Below are 16380 nucleotides of genomic sequence, written 5' to 3' on the forward strand. Positions count from 1 at the left end.
TCCCCCGGTCCGGCCGCCCTCCCCCGGGCTCATGCCCCGCTCCCCCAACTGGTCCACCAGCGCGCCTTGTAGAGGTGTGTGCCGGGCAGGCTCCGGCTGCCGTCCGGGCGGTGCAGGGTGAGCACCGAGGTGCACCAGGAGCAGGGACCGGCGTGGTCCGGGGCGGCGGTGAGCAGCCGCCCGGTGCCGGGCTCGTCGCCCACGCTCTTGATGTCCCGCTCGGCCCCCTCGCCGCCCAGCCGGATCCGGGTGAAGCGGTCCGCCGCCGGGTCGAAGCGCCACAGGTGCGCCGCCGTGCTCACCCAGAACCGTCCGGGCGCCGCGAGCACCGGCGCCAGGTCGTGACCGCCCGGCTCGGGCAGCGGCACCGTCCGCTCGGCGGTGAGCGTCGGCGCGGCCGCGGTGCCGCCCACCCGCAGCGCGGTCAGCGTGTCGTCGCCGAGCGCCCAGAGCAGCCGGGCGCGGCGGTCCCAGTGCACCCCGTGCGCGCCCGGCAGCCGGAACTCGGCGTGCGCGGTGGCGCGCGGTCCGAGGGAGGCGGCGTACAACCGCACCCAGCCGCCGGTGGAGGCGGCGACGGCCACGTTGCCGTCGGGGAGCAGTTCGGCGCTGTGCGGGTTGGCCCGCGGTCCGGTGTCGGCGGCCCACGCGGTGGCGCCGGTGGCGGTGTCGACGAGGGCCGCCAGGCCCCCGGAGGCGGTGACCAGCAGGTACCGACGGCCGTCCCGCACCCGGCTCTTCGCCTCGTCCGGCAACGCCCAGGTGCGGCGCGGGTCGAGGTCGCCGAGGTCGCCGGCGGTGTCCGCGGACCACGACCAGACCACCGGCTGCCGGTCCGGCCCGCGGTAGGCGATCAGCTCGTCCGCGCTCTGCACCACCAGCACCCGTCGCGAGGCCTGGTCCACCACGGCCACCGCCCATCCGAGCCGCACCCCGGCGGCCGTCGCCGGTACCGCGCCGGCGCCCACGACCAGGGCCGCCAGGCCCGCCGTCGTCCGCCACAGCCGTGCCCGCCTCGACACCGCCGGCACCTCCCGTCGTCCGTCCCCCGCCACCACCGTGCGGCGCTCCCCGGCCGGCCGCCAGCGCGCGGCCTCCGACCGGCCTAAACACCGCTTGTCGTACCCGGCTGGTTAGATCGGAACCGGAGGGCACGGCGAGAGGAACCGGAGAGACGATGAGCACGGGCACGAGGAGCGGCGCGCAGGCGCCCGGGCCGCACGCGGCCGACACCCACGACCTGATCCGCGTGCACGGCGCGCGCGAGAACAACCTCAAGGACGTCAGCATCGAGATCCCCAAGCGCCGGCTGACGGTGTTCACGGGCGTCTCCGGCTCGGGCAAGAGCTCCCTGGTGTTCGACACCGTCGCGGCGGAGTCGCAGCGGCTGATCAACGAGACCTACAGCGCGTTCGTGCAGGGCTTCATGCCGTCGGTGGCCCGGCCCGACGTGGACGTGCTGGACGGCCTGACCACCGCGATCATCGTCGACCAGCAGCGGTTGGGCGCGGACCCGCGCTCCACCGTGGGCACCGCGACCGACACCAACGCGATGCTGCGGATCCTGTTCAGCCGGCTCGGGCGGCCGCACATCGGCTCGGCCAAGGCGTTCTCCTTCAACGTCGCCTCGATCAGCGGGGCCGGCGCGGTCACCGTGGAGCGCGGCGGCAGGACGGTGAAGGAGCGGCGCAGCTTCACCGTCACCGGCGGCATGTGCCCGCGCTGCGAGGGCCGGGGTTCGGTCTCCGACATCGACCTCACCCAGCTCTACGACGACACCAGGTCGCTCGCCGAGGGCGCGATCACCGTGCCCGGCTACACCGGGGACGGCTGGATGACGCGGGTCTTCAGCGGCTCCGGCTTCCTCGACCCGGACAAGCCGATCCGCGACTACAGCGAGCGGGAGCTGCGGGACTTCCTGCACCGCGAGCCGACCAAGGTGAAGATCGGCGGCATCAACGTCAGCTACGAGGGGCTGATCCCGAAGGTCCAGAAGTCCATCCTGTCCAAGGACCGGGAGGCGATGCAGCCGCACATCCGGGCGTTCGTCGACCGCGCGGTGACCTTCGCCTCCTGTCCCGACTGCGGCGGCACCCGGCTGACCGAGGCCGCCCGTTCGTCGAAGATCGGCGGGATCAGCATCGCCGACGCCTGCCGGATGCAGATCAGCGACCTCGCCGAGTGGGTGCGCGGCCTGGAGGAGCCCTCGGTGGCCCCGCTGCTCGCCGCGCTGCGGCAGACCCTCGACTCCTTCGTCGAGATCGGCCTCGGCTACCTCTCGCTGGAGCGGCCGGCCGGCACCCTGTCGGGCGGCGAGGCGCAGCGGGTGAAGATGATCCGCCACCTCGGCTCCTCGCTCACCGACGTCACCTACGTCTTCGACGAGCCCAGCACCGGCCTGCACCCGCACGACATCCAGCGGATGAACGGCCTGCTGCGGCAGCTGCGGGACAAGGGCAACACGGTGCTGGTGGTGGAGCACAAGCCCGAGGTGATCGCGATCGCCGACCACGTGGTGGACCTCGGTCCGGGCGCGGGTTCGGCGGGCGGCACGATCTGCTACGAGGGCTCGCTGGCGGGCCTGCGCTCGGCCGGCACGGTCACCGGCCGGCACCTGGACGACCGGGCCGAGGTGAAGAAGGCGGTGCGCACGCCCACCGGCAAGCTGGCCGTGCGCGGCGCCTCCGCGCACAACCTGCGGGACGTCGACGTGGACGTCCCGCTCGGCGTGCTGGTCGTCGTCACCGGTGTGGCCGGCTCCGGCAAGAGCTCGCTGGTGCACGGCTCGATCCCGGCCGGGGAGGGCGTGGTGTCCGTCGACCAGAGCCAGATCCGCGGCTCGCGGCGCAGCAACCCGGCCACCTACACCGGCCTGCTGGAGCCGATACGCAAGGCGTTCGCCAAGGCCAACGGGGTCAAGCCGGCCCTGTTCAGCGCCAATTCCGAGGGCGCCTGCCCGACCTGCAACGGCGCGGGCGTCGTCTACACGGACCTGGCGATGATGGCCGGCGTGGCCACCACCTGCGAGGACTGCGAGGGCCGGCGGTTCGACGCCTCGGTGCTGGAGTACCGCTTCGGCGGCAAGGACATCAGCGAGGTGCTGGCGATGCCGGTGACCGAGGCGGAGGCGTTCTTCGCCACCGGCGAGGCCCGCACCCCCGCCGCCCACCGCATCCTGTCCCGCCTGGTCGACGTCGGCCTCGGCTACGTCAGCCTCGGCCAGCCGCTCACCACCCTGTCCGGCGGCGAGCGGCAGCGCCTGAAGCTGGCCACCCACATGGGCGACAAGGGCGGTGTCTACGTCCTCGACGAGCCGACCACCGGCCTCCACCTGGCCGACGTCGAACAGCTCCTCGCCCTGCTGGACCGCCTCGTCGACTCCGGCAAGTCCGTCATCGTCGTCGAGCACCACCAGGCCGTGATGGCCCACGCCGACTGGATCATCGACCTCGGCCCGGGCGCCGGTCACGACGGCGGCCGCATCGTCTTCGAAGGCACCCCCGCCGACCTGGTGGCCGCCCGCAGCACCCTCACCGCCCAGCACCTGGCGGAGTACGTCGGCGCCTGAGCCGTCCCACCGGTGCGCCCGGGCCCGGCCGGTGACCGGCCGGGCCCTTCCCCGCTACCGGCCGGCGATGGTGTCGGCGAGGCGGGCGAGCGGGGAGGTGGTGGGGCGGCGGCGGGCGGCCTCCTGGCGGTCGGCGGTGTGGTAGGCGGCGTAGAGGGCGTGGACGCCGAGCCAGCGGAGGGGTTCGGGCTCCCAGCGGCGGACGGTGTGGCCGACCCAGGGCAGGCGGGTGAGTTCGGTGTCGTGGCCGAGGACGAGGTCGCGCAGGGTGCGGCCGGCGAGGTTGGTGGTGGTCACCCCGCTGCCGACGTAGCCGCCGGCCCAGCCGAGGCCGGTGCGGCGGTCCAGGTCGACGGTGGCGCACCAGTCGCGGGGCACGCCGAGCACCCCGGCCCAGGCGTGCTCGATCCGGGCGGTGCGGGCGGCCGGGAAGAACGCGTGCAGGATCTCGCGGAGTTGGCGGACGGTCGCGGGCTGGGTGGCGCCGTCGATGTCCGTCCCGGAGCCGAAGCGGTACGGGACGCCGCGCCCGCCGAGGGCGATCCGGTCGTCGGCGGTGCGCTGGGCGTACATGTAGGCGTGGGCGAAGTCGCCGAGCACCTCGCGGCCCTCCCAGCCGGCCTCGGCCCAGAAGGACGGCGGGAGCGGCTCGGTGGCGATCATCGCCGAGTTCATCGGCAGCCAGGTGCGCCGCTCGCCCGCGAGCCCCGAGGTGAAGCCCTCGGTGGCGCGCAGCACGTACCGGGCGGTGACGGTGCCGTACGGGGTGACCGCCCGGGGTGTGCGGCCGCCGCGGATCTCGGTCACCGGGGTGCTCTCGTAGAGGTCGACGCCCAGCCGCTCGACCGTCGCCGCGAGGCCGGCGGCGAGCTTGGCGGGCTGGACGCGGGCGCCGTGCGGGCTCCAGACGCCGCCGAGGGCGCCGGCGACGCGCAGCCGCCCGGCGGTCTCGCCGGCGCTCAACTCCTGGACGCGGTCGGGCCCGTAGCCGCGTTCGGTCTCGGCGAACTCGCGCAGGCGGGCGAGTTGGGCGGGGGTGCGGGCGACCTCCAGCACGCCGCCGCGCACCACGTCGGCGTCGATGCCCTCGGCGTCCAGGGTGTCGGCGACCTCGCCGACCGCCGCGTCCATCACCCGCTGCATCGCGGCGGCGGGCTGCCGGCCGTGGCGGCGGGCGAAGGCGCCGCGTCCGGCGAAGCCGTTGTAGAGCCAGCCGCCGTTGCGCCCGGAGGCGCCGTAGCCGCAGAAGCGCTGTTCCAGGACGGCGATCCGCAGTCCGGGCTCGGCCTTCTTGAGGTAGTACGCCGTCCAGAGGCCGGTGTAGCCGCCGCCGACCACGCAGACGTCGACCTCGCGGTTGCCGGGCAGCGCCGGCCGCGGCTCGGGCAGCCCGAGCCGGCCCCACCAGAAGGACACTCCGCCGTTCACACCCGCGCCGTTCACACCCGTGCCACCGGATCCCACGGACCCCGACCTCCACCTCGCGCCGACCGTTTCCCGGGACGGTACGCCCGCGCGCCGTCCGCGAACCACCGACAGCCTGCAAGAATCCGGGGCCGGGCCCGGTCACTCTGTCAGGACAGGAGGCGTTCGAGGACGTCCGCGGCCTCCGCGCCCTCGTCCGCCTCGGCGGCGGCGCGGGCGTCGAAGGCCGCGTTCCGGGCGCGGGCGAGGGTGGCGGCGTCCCGGTCGGGGTCGAGGAAGGCGGAGCGCTTCGGGGCCAGGTGCAGCAGTACGGTCCCGCCGCTCCAGTCGGCGGTGAGCTCGACGAGGCCGGTGTCCTCGCCGGCCATGGCGTCGGCCAGGCCGCGCAGGGCGGTGAGCGCCCAGATCAGGCCGGGGAGTTCGAAGTCGACGCGGGTGTCGAGGTCGACGGCGAGGGAGCCGGTGGGCCCGTCGTGGCGGAGGGTGAGGCCGCCGTCCTCGGCGAGGCCGTGGAGGAGGGCGGCGTGGTCGCCGTCGGTCCAGCGGTCGCACTCCGCGAGGGCGGCGGGCAGCTCGGCGCGGTACCGGCGGCGCAGGGCCTCGTCGTGCCAGGGGGCGCAGAGGCCGCTCCAGGCGGACTCGGGCCTGGTGGAGGGCGGGGCGACCGGCGAGCGGAGGAACTCCCGCAGCCGCGCCGGATCCATGGTGACCGCCGCCGTCACCGTGACGTACCTCGCCATGTCCACCCCTTTGTCGGTCCTGCCGCGCCGGGTGCGCGGGGCCGATTCTGCCCGCCCGCACCGACAGCCGGGGCGGGGGCGGGCAGGGCGCTCACGGGGCGGGTCTCGGCCGAAGGAGGGACGACACGTGACCGCACGACTTCTCCGCGCGTTCGGCAGGACGCCCGTTCCCACGCCCCCCGGAGGCCCCCGTGCGCACCCTCGCCCAGCTCGCCGCCCTCACCGCGGCCCTCACCGCCGTGTTCACCGCCGCCCCGACCGAACCGGCCGGCGCCGCCGCCCCGACCGCGCCGGCCGCCGCCGCGCCGGCCCCCCGGGAGGCCAACCAGGGCTACAGCATCCCGGTCGGCGCCGTCACCGACCTCGGCGCGCTCCCCGTGCTCGGCGGCCTCGGCCTGGACTTCGCCCGGCTGATGGGGGTCTGACCAGCCCGCCCCGGCCCCCGAAGGGCCCGCCCGGACACGCTCCGGGCGGGCCCTTCCGCCGCCGGCGGGGTTTCTTCCGCTGCGAAAGTTAGTAATCCCGACACGCCCCCGACGGGCGGGAACACGCCGCCGCAGCCCTCCCGTCATCGCCCGACCATCGCCCGCAACGCGGCGCCACACAGCCGCAACACCCCTTCTCGCCAGGCAGAACGGGTGATTGACAGGGAGGCACGGGCTTCAGCACGATGAGCGCCGAGCCCACCCGCAGCGCCCCGGACCCGGAAGGAGGGCCGATGAGCACCGTTCACCGCACCGCCCCGGCCCGCCACCGCTGTCGCTGTTGTCGCGGGGCACTCGCCCGCTGACGCCCGGCCGTCCGGCCTCCCGCTCCCCCGGCACGCGTGTGCCGTCCCGCACCGTTCCACCGCCCTGCCCGCGTCCGTCGCCGGGGCGTTGCCGCGCATCCCGCTGCGCTCCGTCCCCGTCGCGCTGCCATCCCCATGCCGCTCCACGAGAGTCGAGGAACCGCCATGCCCACCGCCACCACCCCCGCCACCACCACCGCCCTCCGCCTCACCCCCGCCGCTGGCCGGATCGGCGCGATCGTGCACGACGTGCGCCTCGGCGGCGACCTGCCCGCCGCGACCGTCACCGCCCTCGAAGCCGCGCTGTACGAGCACAAGGTGCTGTTCTTCCGCGGCCAGCAGCACCTCGACGACGCCGAACACGAGGCGTTCGCCCGCCTGTTGGGCCACCCGGTCGGTCACCCGACCGTCCCGAGCGCCGACGGCCGGTACGTCTTCGAGCTGGACGCCACCAAGGGCGTGCGCGCCAACAACTGGCACACCGACGTCACCTTCGTCCCCTCCTACCCCAAGGCCTCGATCCTGCGCGCGCTGGAGCTGCCGCCGGCCGGCGGCTCCACCGTGTGGGCCAACACCGCCGCCGCCTACCAGGACCTTCCGCAGCCGCTGAAGGTGCTGGCCGAGTCGCTGCGCGCCGTGCACACCAACGACTACGACTACGCGGCGAGCCTCGCGCTGCGCCCCGAGCTCGCCGACAACGCCGAGGTCGCCGACCTCTTCCGCCGGGTGTTCGTCTCCACCGCGTTCAAGACCGAGCACCCGGTGGTCCGCGTCCACCCGGTGACCGGCGAGAGGAGCCTCCTGCTCGGCGCCTTCGCCCAGCGGATCCAGGGCGTCCCGGGCGCCGACAGCAAGGCGCTGATCACGCTGTTCCAGCGGTACGTGGAGCGGCTGGAGAACACCGTGCGCTGGGACTGGCAGGTCGGCGACGTCGCGCTCTGGGACAACCGCGCCACCCAGCACTACGCCGTCAACGACTACGGCGACGAGCCGCGCCTGGTGCGCCGGATCACCCTGGACGGCGACCTGCCGGCGGGCGTGGACGGCACGGTGAGCCGGCTGCTGGAGCCCGCGGAGCCGCCGCGGGTGGCCGGGCTGGTGCCGGCCGAGCAGCTGGAGGCGGAGGCCGCACAGAACTCCTGAGCGACCTGAACTCCCTGGAGGGCGAAGCATGTTCACGCAGGACCCGACCACCACCACCGCCCGCCCGCGCACCGGGGACGCGCGGCGGGACGTCAACGCCGCCGCCGTCCTGCGGGCGGTGCTGGACCACGGCCCGGTGGCCCGCAGCCGGGTCGCCGCGCTCACCGGCCTCAGCCCGGCCGCCGTCTCCCGACAGGTGGTCGACCTCGCCCGGCTCGGACTGCTGCACGAGCGGACCGAGTTGGCGTCCCCGAGCGCCGGCGCGGTCGGCCGCCCGCAGCTCCCGGTGGACGTGGACACCGGCCGGATCGCGGTGGCCGGCCTGCACATCGGCCTGCCGTACACCACCTTCGCCTTCCTCGACCCGCGTGGAAACGTGCTGCACCGCCGGGAGTTGAGCAACCGGGGCCGCACCGGCCCGGCGGTGCTGCGACCGCTGCTGGAGCGGCTGCCCGGGCTGCTCGCCGGCGCCCCGGACGGCCGCACCGTGGTCGGCCTCGGCGCCGTCGCCGGCGGCACGGTCGACCGCGAGCGGGGAGTGGTCGTCCGTCATGACCCGCTCGGCTGGCGGGACCTGCCGCTCGGAGCGCTGTTGACCGAGGCCACCGGGCTGCCCGTCCAGGTGGACAACCACGCCCGGGCGCTGGCCCAGGCGGAGATCCTGTTCGGGCACCCGGCGGCCCGGCGCTCGATGGTCCACCTGTTCGTCGGCCACGTGGTGGACGCGGCGCTGGCCGTGGCCGGCACCGTGCACGTCGGCCCGGCCTCGCCGACCGGGGACATCGCCCACCTGCCGGTGCCGGACAGCGACGCGCCGTGCCACTGCGGCCGGACCGGCTGTCTGGCGGCCGCCGCCTCGGACACCACGCTCTTCGAGGCGGCGGCCGCCGAGGGGATCACCGAACGGCCCGACCGTACCGCGCTGGTGGCCGCCGTCAGGGCCGGCGACCCGCGTGCCGACCGGCTGGTGCGACGGCGCGCGGAGACCGTCGGCCGGGCGCTCGGCCTGCTGGCCGACGTGGTCAACCCCGATCTGCTGGTCCTGACCGAGCACTTCACCTCCCTCGACCCGGCCTATCTGGACGTGGTGCGCGCCGCGTTCGCGCGCAGCTCGCACCTGCGGCGCGACGCCGACCTGGTGATCACCCAGCGGCGCGGCGCCGACGTGCTCGCCGTGGCCGCCGGGGCGGCCGCGCTCGGCGCCCTGTACGCCCGCCCGGTGCACTCCCTGACGACCTCCCCGCGGCCGCACCGACCGATCCCGACAGCTCCTTCCCGCAGAGGACCCCACTCGTGACCAGCTTCCCCACCGCCTCCCCGCTCTCCCGCCGGGCGCTGCTCCGCGGCGGCCTGGCCGGCGCCGGCCTGCTGACCCTGGCCGCCTGCCGCTCGGCCGCCGACACCGCCGCCGGCCGGGCCGCCGGCGACGCGACGGGACCGCGCCGCGGCGGCGTCCTCACGGTCGGCGCCGGCGTCGACTTCACCCCCGCCCTGCTGTTCGCCCAGAGCGCCAACACGCTCGTCCAGCGCCTGGTCTTCAACACCCTGACCCGCTACGACGACCAGCTCAAGCCGCAGCCCGAGCTGGCCACCTCCTGGCAGGTCGCCCCGGACGGCGCCGCCGTCACCCTCAAGCTGCGCGAGGACGTCAACTTCCACAGCGGGCGCCGGTTCACCGCCGACGACGTGGTGTTCGCCGTCAAGAACCTGCAGAACCCGGCCCGCTCCGCCCAGTTGCGCTCCACCGCCGCCGCCGTCACCGACTTCCGCAAGAACGGCGACTTCGAGCTCACGCTCGTCCTCGCCCATCCGGTGAGCAACCTCTTCGACCTCTTCGAGTTCATGATCATCCCGGACTCCGCCACCGTCGAGGAGGCCTTCGCCGGGACGAAGCTGGTCGGCACCGGCCCCTACACCTTCACCGAGCGCAAGCCCGGCAGCTCGATCACCTTCGCCCGCAACGCCTCCTACTGGAACCCGGAGCGCCCCTACCTGGACGGCGTCGAGATCCGGGTCGTCCCCCAGTCGGAATCACTGCTCTCCTCGCTCAGGACCGGCCAGACCCACCTGTCCTACAGCGTCCGCGGCAAGGACGTCGCCACCCTCAAGAGCGACCCGCAGTTCCGCATCACCTCCTACGACACCGGCTCCGGCGCCCACTACATCGGCGTCAACCTGGCCGCCGAGCACGTCGGCGACCAGCGGGTCCGCCAGGCCGTCGCGTGGGCCGTCGACCGCGAGCGGCTGGTCCAGCAGGCGCTCGGCGGCTACGGCACCGTCTCCGCCACGCCCTGGCCCGAGTCCTCCCCCGCGTACACCGCGGACGCCGCCGCCCACTACCGCCACGACCCGGACCGCGCACGGCAGTTGCTCAAGGACGCCGGCCTCTCCGGGATCAGCCTGCCGTTCGCGCACAGCAACGACCCCGGCAGCACCGCCATCGCGCAGATCCTCCAGTACGACCTCCAGCAGGTCGGCATCGAGACCGTGCTGCAGCCCACCGACTCACCCACCATGCAGAAGCAGCTGATCGCCCAGAGCATGCCCGCGCTGTGGACGCTGAGCCACGGCTTCGCCCAACTCCACCCCGCCACCCTGGCGGTGAGCGCCTACCCGTTCAACGAGGCCAAGAACAGCTCGCACTTCACCTCGCCCGCCTACACCGACGTCGTCCAGCGCGCCTGGAAGCGGCCGGACAGCGACAGCGACGAGGCCAAGGCGCTCTACCGCCAGATCACCGACGTCCTGCTGGCGGAGCAGTTCGTGATCGACCTCGCCATCGCCGGCCTCACCGAGGTCGCCGGCGGCAGGGTCCGCGGCGCCACGCTCAACAAGTTCGGCTACCTCAACCTCGACGACGCCTACCTCACGGCCTGACCGGACGGCCCGAACCCATGCGAAGCTTCCTCCTCAAGCGGCTGCCCTCCGGGCTGCTCGTCCTCCTCCTCGCCTCCTTCCTGGTCTTCCTCATCCTGCGCCTGATCCCCGGCGACCCCGCCACCACGCTGGCCGGCCCCGACGCCGGACCGCAGGCCGTCGCCGCGATCCGCGCCCGGCTCGGCCTGGACCAACCGCTGGTGTCCCAGTACCTGCGCTGGCTCGGCGATCTGCTCACGGGCGATCTCGGCCCCAGCTACGCGATCGGCGGCCAGGTCGCCGACCTGATCGGCGACGGCCTCGGCGCGACCGTCCAACTCACCGCCGCCGCCCTGCTGCTGGTCGTCCTGCTGGCCCTGCCGCTGGGCGTGCTCGGTGCCACCGCCCGGCGCCGCCCGGTCGCCGCCGCCGTGCGCGCCTTCACCACCGCCGTGCTGGCCGTGCCGCCGTTCGTCACCGGCGTGCTGCTGGTGCTGCTGTTCGCCGTCACCCTCGGACTGCTGCCCGCCGGCGGCCACGAGTCCCTGCTCGACGCCCCCGACCTCGCGCTGCAGTACCTGCTGCTGCCCGCCGTCTGCCTCGCCCTGCCCAGCGCCGCCGTGCTCGCCCGCTACCTCACCGACGGCATCGAACGGGCGCTCGCCGAGGACTACGTGCGCACCGCCACCGCCGTCGGCGTCCCGCGGCGCCGGATCGTCTGGCGGCACGCCCTGCCCAACGCGCTGCCCTCCGCCGTCACCGTGCTCGGCCTGCAGATCGGCCACCTCGTCGCCGGGGCGGTGCTGGTGGAGCGGATCTTCGCCTGGCCCGGGCTCGGCCAGCTCGTCGAACAGGGCGTACTGCGCCGCGACTACCCCGTGGTGCAGGCCCTGCTGCTGCTGATCGTCGCCGGCTACGTCGCCGTCCAACTGCTCACCGACCTCGCGTACGCCTGGCTCGACCCCCGGATCCGGTGGGAGTAACCGATGACCGTCCTCACCGCCCCCGTCCCGGCGCGCCCCGCGCGCACCACCGCCCGCAACCGCTACCTCGCCGGGCTGCTCACCGCGCGCGGCCTGACCGGGCTCGCCCTGGTCGGCACCGTCGCCCTGGCCGGCCTGCTCGCCCCGCTGCTCACCGGCCGCGACCCCGACGCGCAGGGCCCGCTCGCGCTCGCCGGGCCCAGCACCGAGCACCCGTTCGGCACCGACGACCTCGGGCGGGACCTCTTCAGCCGGGTCCTGCACGGCATCACCACCGACCTCGCGCTGACCTTCGGCGCCGTGCCCGTCGGCGCGCTGCTCGGCTGCTCGCTCGCCCTGCTCGCGGCCTCCCACCGCTGGGCCGACACCGCCGTCCAGCGGGCCTTCGACCTGGTGCTCGCCTTCCCCGGGCTGATCCTGGCGCTGGCCGTCACGGCCGTGCTCGGCCCCGGCCGCTGGCCGGTTTTCATCGTCATCGCGCTCGCCGAAGTCCCGCTGTTCGGGCGCCAGTTGCGCTCCGGCATCCTGGTCCAGCGGGAGCGCGAGTACGCGCTGGCCGCCCGGGTCGGCGGCGCCTCCCGGCGCCGGGTGCTGCTGCGGCACGTGCTGCCGAACGCCGTCGACCCGCTGATCGTGCAGACCGCGGTGGCGCTGTCGGTCGGCGTGTTCATCGAGGGTGCGATGAGCTTCCTCGGGCTCGGCGTGCGCCCGCCGGAGCCGACCCTCGGCTCGATCCTCAGCCAGTCCGTCGGCTACCTCGCCACCCATCCGACCTTCGCGGCCGCCCCGCTGGCCGCGACCACCGCGCTGGTGCTCGGCTTCACGCTGATCGCCGAGGCCCTGAACCGGGGGATCCGCCGATGACCAGCAGCACACCCCACCGCACCGTCCTGCGGGTCACCGACCTCACGGTGGCGTTCGACGGCACCACCGCCGTGGACGGCGTCGGCTTCGACCTCGCCGCCGGGGACACCCTCGGCCTGGTCGGCGAGTCCGGCTCCGGCAAGTCCACCACCGCGCTCGCCCTGCTGCACATGCTCCCCGCCGGGGGCCGGATCACCGGCGGCGCGGTGGAGCTGGCCGGCCAGGACCTCGCCGCCCTGCCCGAGAGCGCCCTGCGCGCCGTGCGCGGCCGGCGGATCGCCATGGTCTTCCAGGACCCGATGTCCTCGCTCAACCCCGTGCTCACCGTCGGCAAGCAGCTCGACGAGGCGCTGCGGGCCCACGGCACCCGGCCCGACAAGCGCGAACGCGCCTCCCGGGCCCTGGAGTTGCTCGATCTGGTCGGCATCCCCGACGCCGCCGGGCGGCTGCGCGACCACCCGCACCAGTTCTCCGGCGGCCAGCGCCAGCGCATCATGATCGCCCTCGCGCTGGCCAATGACGCCGAGGTGCTCGTCGCCGACGAACCGACCACCGCCCTCGACCCGACCGTCCAGCAGCAGATCCTGCGCCTGCTCACCCGGATCAACCGGGAGACCGGCACCGCGCTGGTGGTGATCAGCCACGACCTCGGGGTGATCGCGCAGACCTGCCGCCGGCTGCTGGTCATGCGAAACGGCCGGGTGGTCGAGTCCGGCCACACCGCCGAGGTGCTCGGCGCGCCCCAACACCCCTACACCAAGCAGCTGCTGGCCGCCGTCCCCCGGCTGGAGGCCCCCTCGGAGGCCGCCGCCAACAGCGCGCCCGGGCCCGAGCCGCTGCTCACCGTCACCGGCCTGCGCAAGACCTACGGCTCGCGTCGGCGCCAGGTCACCGCGCTGGACGGCGTCGACCTGGCGCTGCACCCCGGCGAGACGCTCGGCCTGGTCGGCGAGTCCGGATCCGGCAAGTCCACGCTGGCCCGCGCGCTCGTCCAGGTGCACGCCCCGAGCGGCGGCGAGATCCGCTTCCGGGGCCGGGAGTTCGGGCGCGGCGGCGAGCAGGCCGCCCGGCGCGAGGTGCAGCTGGTCTTCCAGGACCCGTACGCCTCCCTCAACCCCCGGATGACCGCCGGGCAGATCATCGCCGAGCCGCTGATCGCCCACGGCCTGGGCGAGGGGGCCGCGCGCCGGCGGCGGGTCGCCGAACTGCTGGAACAGGTCGGCCTCGCCCCCGAAAGCGCCGACCGCCACCCGCGCGCCTTCTCCGGCGGGCAGCGCCAACGCATCGGTATCGCCCGGGCCTTGGCGCCCGAGCCGAGCGTGCTGATCTGCGACGAGCCGGTCTCCGCGCTGGACGTCTCGGTCCAGGCGCAGGTGCTCGACCTGCTCGCCCGCCTCCAGCGCGACCTCGGCCTCGCCCTGCTGTTCATCGCCCACGACCTCGCGGTGGTCCGGCAGGTGAGCCACCGGATCGCCGTCATGCACCGCGGCCGGATCGTCGAGACCGGACCGGCCGACCGGGTCGTCACGGCGCCCGAACATCCCTACACCGCCGAACTCCTGGCCGCCGTCCCGCGCTTGGAAGCCCCGCTCCCCGACGCCCCTCGCCCGGACCCCCGGCCCGCCACCCTCACCGCCCGGAGCACCGCATGACCGCCTCCCCCGAATCCCCCGACGCCGCGCCGTACCGCGACCCCTACGCCGGCTTCCCCGGCACCGTCGGCCGCACCTTCCGCGAGTCCACCCCCGCCTGGCCCGACCGGGTCCGCCCGCGCGAGGGCGCGCCCAACATCGTCGTCGTCCTGGTCGACGACCTCGGGTACAGCGACATCGGCCCGTTCGGCGCCGAGATCCCCACCCCGGCCCTCGACGGCCTCGCCGAGCGCGGCGTCAAACTCGCCAACTACCACACCATGCCGCTCTGCTCGCCCGCCCGGGCGGCCCTGCTCACCGGCCTCAACCCGCACCGGGTCGGCTACTCGTTCGTCGCCAACGCCGACCCCGGCTTCCCCGGCTACGGCATGGCGATCGCCGACGACGTCCCCACCCTCGCCGAACTGCTGCACGACGCCGGCTACGCCACCTACGCCGTCGGCAAGTGGCACCTCACCCGCGACTGCGCCTCCAACGCCGCCGACGACCGCGCCAACTGGCCGCTGCAGAAGGGCTTCGACCAGTACTACGGCGTCCTGGAAGGCCTCACCAGCCTCTTCCACCCGCACCAACTCGTCCGCGACAACAGCCCGCTGGACATCGACGAACTCCCCGACGGCTACTACTACACCGACGACATCACCGACCGCGCCATCGACATGGTGACCTCGCTGCGCGCCCACGACAGCGACAAGCCGTTCTTCCTCTACCTCGCCCACAACGCCGTGCACGGCCCGCTGCAGGCCAAACCCGAGGACCTCGCCCGCCACCGGGGCCGCTACGACGACGGCTGGGACGAACTGCGCGCCGCCCGGTTCGCCCGCCAGCTCGCCGCCGGCCACTTCCCGCCCGGCACCGAACTGCCGGAGCGCAACGCCGAATCCGGCTACGAGGTCGGCCCGTGGAGCGAGCTCACGCCCTCCCGGCGGCAGCTCTACGCCCGCTACATGGAGGTCTACGCCGCCATGGTCGACAACGTCGACCAGAACCTCGGCCGGCTGCTGGACACCCTCGACGCGCTCGGCGAACTCGACAACACCATCGTGGTGTTCACCTCCGACAACGGCGGCACCGGCGAGGGCGGCGCCGAGGGCACCCGCAGCTACTTCAGCCGCTTCGTCCACCACCCCGACCTCCCCGAGGACTGGAACCCCGACGTCGAACGGGAGGTCGAACTGATCGGCGGCCCGCGCTCGCTGGTCCACTACCCGCGCGGCTGGGGCATGGCCTCCAACACCCCGTTCCGCCTCTACAAGGGCCAGACCCACGCGGGCGGCGTCCGCGTCCCCTTCGTGCTCTCCTGGCCCGCCGGCCTCCCGCGCGCCGAGGGCGACCCCGGCGTGCGCACCCAGTACCAGTACGTCACCGACCTGCTGCCCACCCTGCTCGACCTGGCCGGCGTCGAACGGCCCGCGCGGCGCGGCGGGACCGCCGTGCAGTCCCTGGACGGCTTCGCCTTCGCCTCCGTACTGCGCGACCCGGCCGCCGGCTCCACCCACCCCGAGCAGTACTGCGAGATGACCGGCAACCGCAGCTACTACCGCGACGGCTGGAAGCTCGTCACCCTGCACCGCCCCGGCGCCCCGTACGACGACGGCGAATGGGCGCTGCACGACCTGCGCACCGACCCCACCGAGATCCACGACCTCGCCGCCGAACACCCCGGCCTGGTCAAGGAGTTGTCCGCCGCCTGGGAGGCCGCCGCCCGGCGCAACGGCGTCTTCCCGCTCTCCGACGGCAGCGGCGCGCTCGCCCGCCGCCACCCCGACGACGCCCGGCTGCGCCGCCCGCTGCGACTGCTGGCCGGCACCCCCGAGCTGGAGCGGTACCGCTCGTCGCGGCTGATCTCCTTCCGCTCCTTCGCCATCGAGGTCGAACTCGCCCGGCACGGAGCCGAGGACGCGGGCGTGCTGGTCTCGCACGGCGACCAGGGCGGCGGCTACAGCCTGTACGTCGAGGACGGCCGGCTGCGCTTCGCCTACAACCAGTACGGCGAGCTCTTCGAGGCCGACGCCGGCCCGCTCGCCCCCGGCGCCCGCCTGGTCACCGTCGAGGCGACGGCCGTGGCGGGCCTGCGCTGGGAGTTCCGCCTCCTGGTGGACGGCGCCGAGGCCGGCCGGCTCGGCCCGGTCCACCAGCTCATCGGGATGGCGCCGTTCCAGGGCATCAGCGTCGGCGTCGACCGGAAGTCCCCGGTCTCCTGGCCGCTGTACGAGCGCCACCGCTCCTTCCGCTACAGCGGCGGCCTGCGCGCCGTCACCTACCGGCCCGGCGACCCCGCCCCCGACGACCCCGCGACCGTCGCCGACGCCCTTCGGGAGGCCGCCGCCGCCTTCGAATAGCGGATCATCACGCTATC

Annotated in this window: 12 protein-coding genes; 9 read left to right on the forward strand and 3 right to left on the reverse strand. The window is 74.8% G+C overall.

Annotated elements, in window-relative coordinates; translation table 11 throughout:
* Positions 1-29 precede the first annotated feature (29 nt).
* Positions 30-1022 carry a DUF6528 family protein gene (locus ACFCLZ_RS06385; RefSeq protein ID WP_380283740.1) on the reverse strand — a complete coding sequence of 331 codons (993 nt, stop codon included), beginning with the start codon at positions 1020-1022 and terminating at the stop codon, positions 30-32.
* A 155-nt stretch (positions 1023-1177) separates the two neighbouring features.
* Between ACFCLZ_RS06385 and ACFCLZ_RS06390 the strand changes: the two genes are divergently transcribed.
* Positions 1178-3568, forward strand: coding sequence for an ATP-binding cassette domain-containing protein (locus ACFCLZ_RS06390; protein ID WP_380283741.1), 2391 nt, complete (start codon positions 1178-1180; stop codon positions 3566-3568).
* Between the two features lie 54 nt (positions 3569-3622).
* Here ACFCLZ_RS06390 and ACFCLZ_RS06395 read toward each other — a convergent pair whose 3' ends face one another.
* Together ACFCLZ_RS06395 and ACFCLZ_RS06400 are read right to left on the reverse strand one after the other, a co-directional pair.
* Positions 3623-4996 carry an NAD(P)/FAD-dependent oxidoreductase gene (locus tag ACFCLZ_RS06395; protein WP_380283742.1) on the reverse strand — a complete coding sequence of 458 codons (1374 nt, stop codon included), beginning with the start codon at positions 4994-4996 and terminating at the stop codon, positions 3623-3625.
* A gap of 146 nt (positions 4997-5142) precedes the next feature.
* The gene (locus tag ACFCLZ_RS06400) at positions 5143-5733 is read right to left on the reverse strand and encodes a hypothetical protein (RefSeq protein WP_380283744.1); all 591 of its coding nucleotides are present in this window, start codon (positions 5731-5733) and stop codon (positions 5143-5145) included.
* A 191-nt stretch (positions 5734-5924) separates the two neighbouring features.
* Between ACFCLZ_RS06400 and ACFCLZ_RS06405 the strand changes: the two genes are divergently transcribed.
* The 8 genes from ACFCLZ_RS06405 to ACFCLZ_RS06440 all read left to right on the forward strand — a co-directional run bounded on the left by ACFCLZ_RS06405 (position 5925) and on the right by ACFCLZ_RS06440 (position 16363).
* Complete coding sequence (locus ACFCLZ_RS06405) at positions 5925-6158, forward strand: hypothetical protein (RefSeq protein WP_380283745.1); 234 nt, start codon at positions 5925-5927, stop codon at positions 6156-6158.
* Positions 6159-6688: 530 nt separating this feature from the next.
* Positions 6689-7666 (forward strand): TauD/TfdA dioxygenase family protein, encoded by a 978-nt coding sequence (locus tag ACFCLZ_RS06410; RefSeq protein WP_380283746.1) that lies wholly within the window; start codon positions 6689-6691, stop codon positions 7664-7666.
* Between the two features lie 28 nt (positions 7667-7694).
* Complete coding sequence (locus ACFCLZ_RS06415) at positions 7695-8963, forward strand: ROK family protein (RefSeq protein WP_380283748.1); 1269 nt, start codon at positions 7695-7697, stop codon at positions 8961-8963.
* Positions 8960-10543: an ABC transporter substrate-binding protein gene (locus ACFCLZ_RS06420; protein ID WP_380283749.1), complete on the forward strand. Its 1584-nt coding sequence runs from the start codon at positions 8960-8962 to the stop codon at positions 10541-10543. The genes ACFCLZ_RS06415 and ACFCLZ_RS06420 overlap by 4 nt, the downstream gene beginning before the upstream one ends.
* A gap of 17 nt (positions 10544-10560) precedes the next feature.
* Positions 10561-11505 carry an ABC transporter permease gene (locus ACFCLZ_RS06425; RefSeq protein WP_380283750.1) on the forward strand — a complete coding sequence of 315 codons (945 nt, stop codon included), beginning with the start codon at positions 10561-10563 and terminating at the stop codon, positions 11503-11505.
* Positions 11506-11508: 3 nt separating this feature from the next.
* Positions 11509-12369 (forward strand): ABC transporter permease, encoded by an 861-nt coding sequence (locus ACFCLZ_RS06430; protein WP_380283751.1) that lies wholly within the window; start codon positions 11509-11511, stop codon positions 12367-12369.
* Entirely contained in the window at positions 12366-14021 is a 1656-nt protein-coding gene (locus ACFCLZ_RS06435; RefSeq protein ID WP_380283752.1) for an ABC transporter ATP-binding protein, read from the forward strand. Before ACFCLZ_RS06430 ends, ACFCLZ_RS06435 begins: the two co-directional genes overlap by 4 nt.
* On the forward strand, positions 14018-16363 hold the full coding sequence (locus tag ACFCLZ_RS06440; RefSeq protein ID WP_380283753.1) for an arylsulfatase: 2346 nt from the start codon (positions 14018-14020) through the stop codon (positions 16361-16363). Before ACFCLZ_RS06435 ends, ACFCLZ_RS06440 begins: the two co-directional genes overlap by 4 nt.
* The last annotated feature ends 17 nt before the right edge of the window (positions 16364-16380 follow it).

Source organism: Kitasatospora purpeofusca (assembly GCF_042691725.1).
GTDB classification, from domain to species: Bacteria; Actinomycetota; Actinomycetes; order Streptomycetales; family Streptomycetaceae; genus Kitasatospora; species Kitasatospora purpeofusca_B.

Excerpts from the sequence above, each read along its gene's own strand:
- ACFCLZ_RS06425 (WP_380283750.1), top strand. The coding sequence starts at position 10,561 with ATGCGAAGCTTCCTCCTCAAGCGGCTGCCCTCCGGGCTGCTCGTCCTC.
- ACFCLZ_RS06400 (WP_380283744.1), bottom strand. The coding sequence starts at position 5,733 with ATGGCGAGGTACGTCACGGTGACGGCGGCGGTCACCATGGATCCGGCG.
- ACFCLZ_RS06440 (WP_380283753.1), top strand. The coding sequence starts at position 14,018 with ATGACCGCCTCCCCCGAATCCCCCGACGCCGCGCCGTACCGCGACCCC.
- ACFCLZ_RS06435 (WP_380283752.1), top strand. The coding sequence starts at position 12,366 with ATGACCAGCAGCACACCCCACCGCACCGTCCTGCGGGTCACCGACCTC.
- ACFCLZ_RS06415 (WP_380283748.1), top strand. The coding sequence starts at position 7,695 with ATGTTCACGCAGGACCCGACCACCACCACCGCCCGCCCGCGCACCGGG.
- ACFCLZ_RS06390 (WP_380283741.1), top strand. The coding sequence starts at position 1,178 with ATGAGCACGGGCACGAGGAGCGGCGCGCAGGCGCCCGGGCCGCACGCG.
- ACFCLZ_RS06430 (WP_380283751.1), top strand. The coding sequence starts at position 11,509 with ATGACCGTCCTCACCGCCCCCGTCCCGGCGCGCCCCGCGCGCACCACC.
- ACFCLZ_RS06410 (WP_380283746.1), top strand. The coding sequence starts at position 6,689 with ATGCCCACCGCCACCACCCCCGCCACCACCACCGCCCTCCGCCTCACC.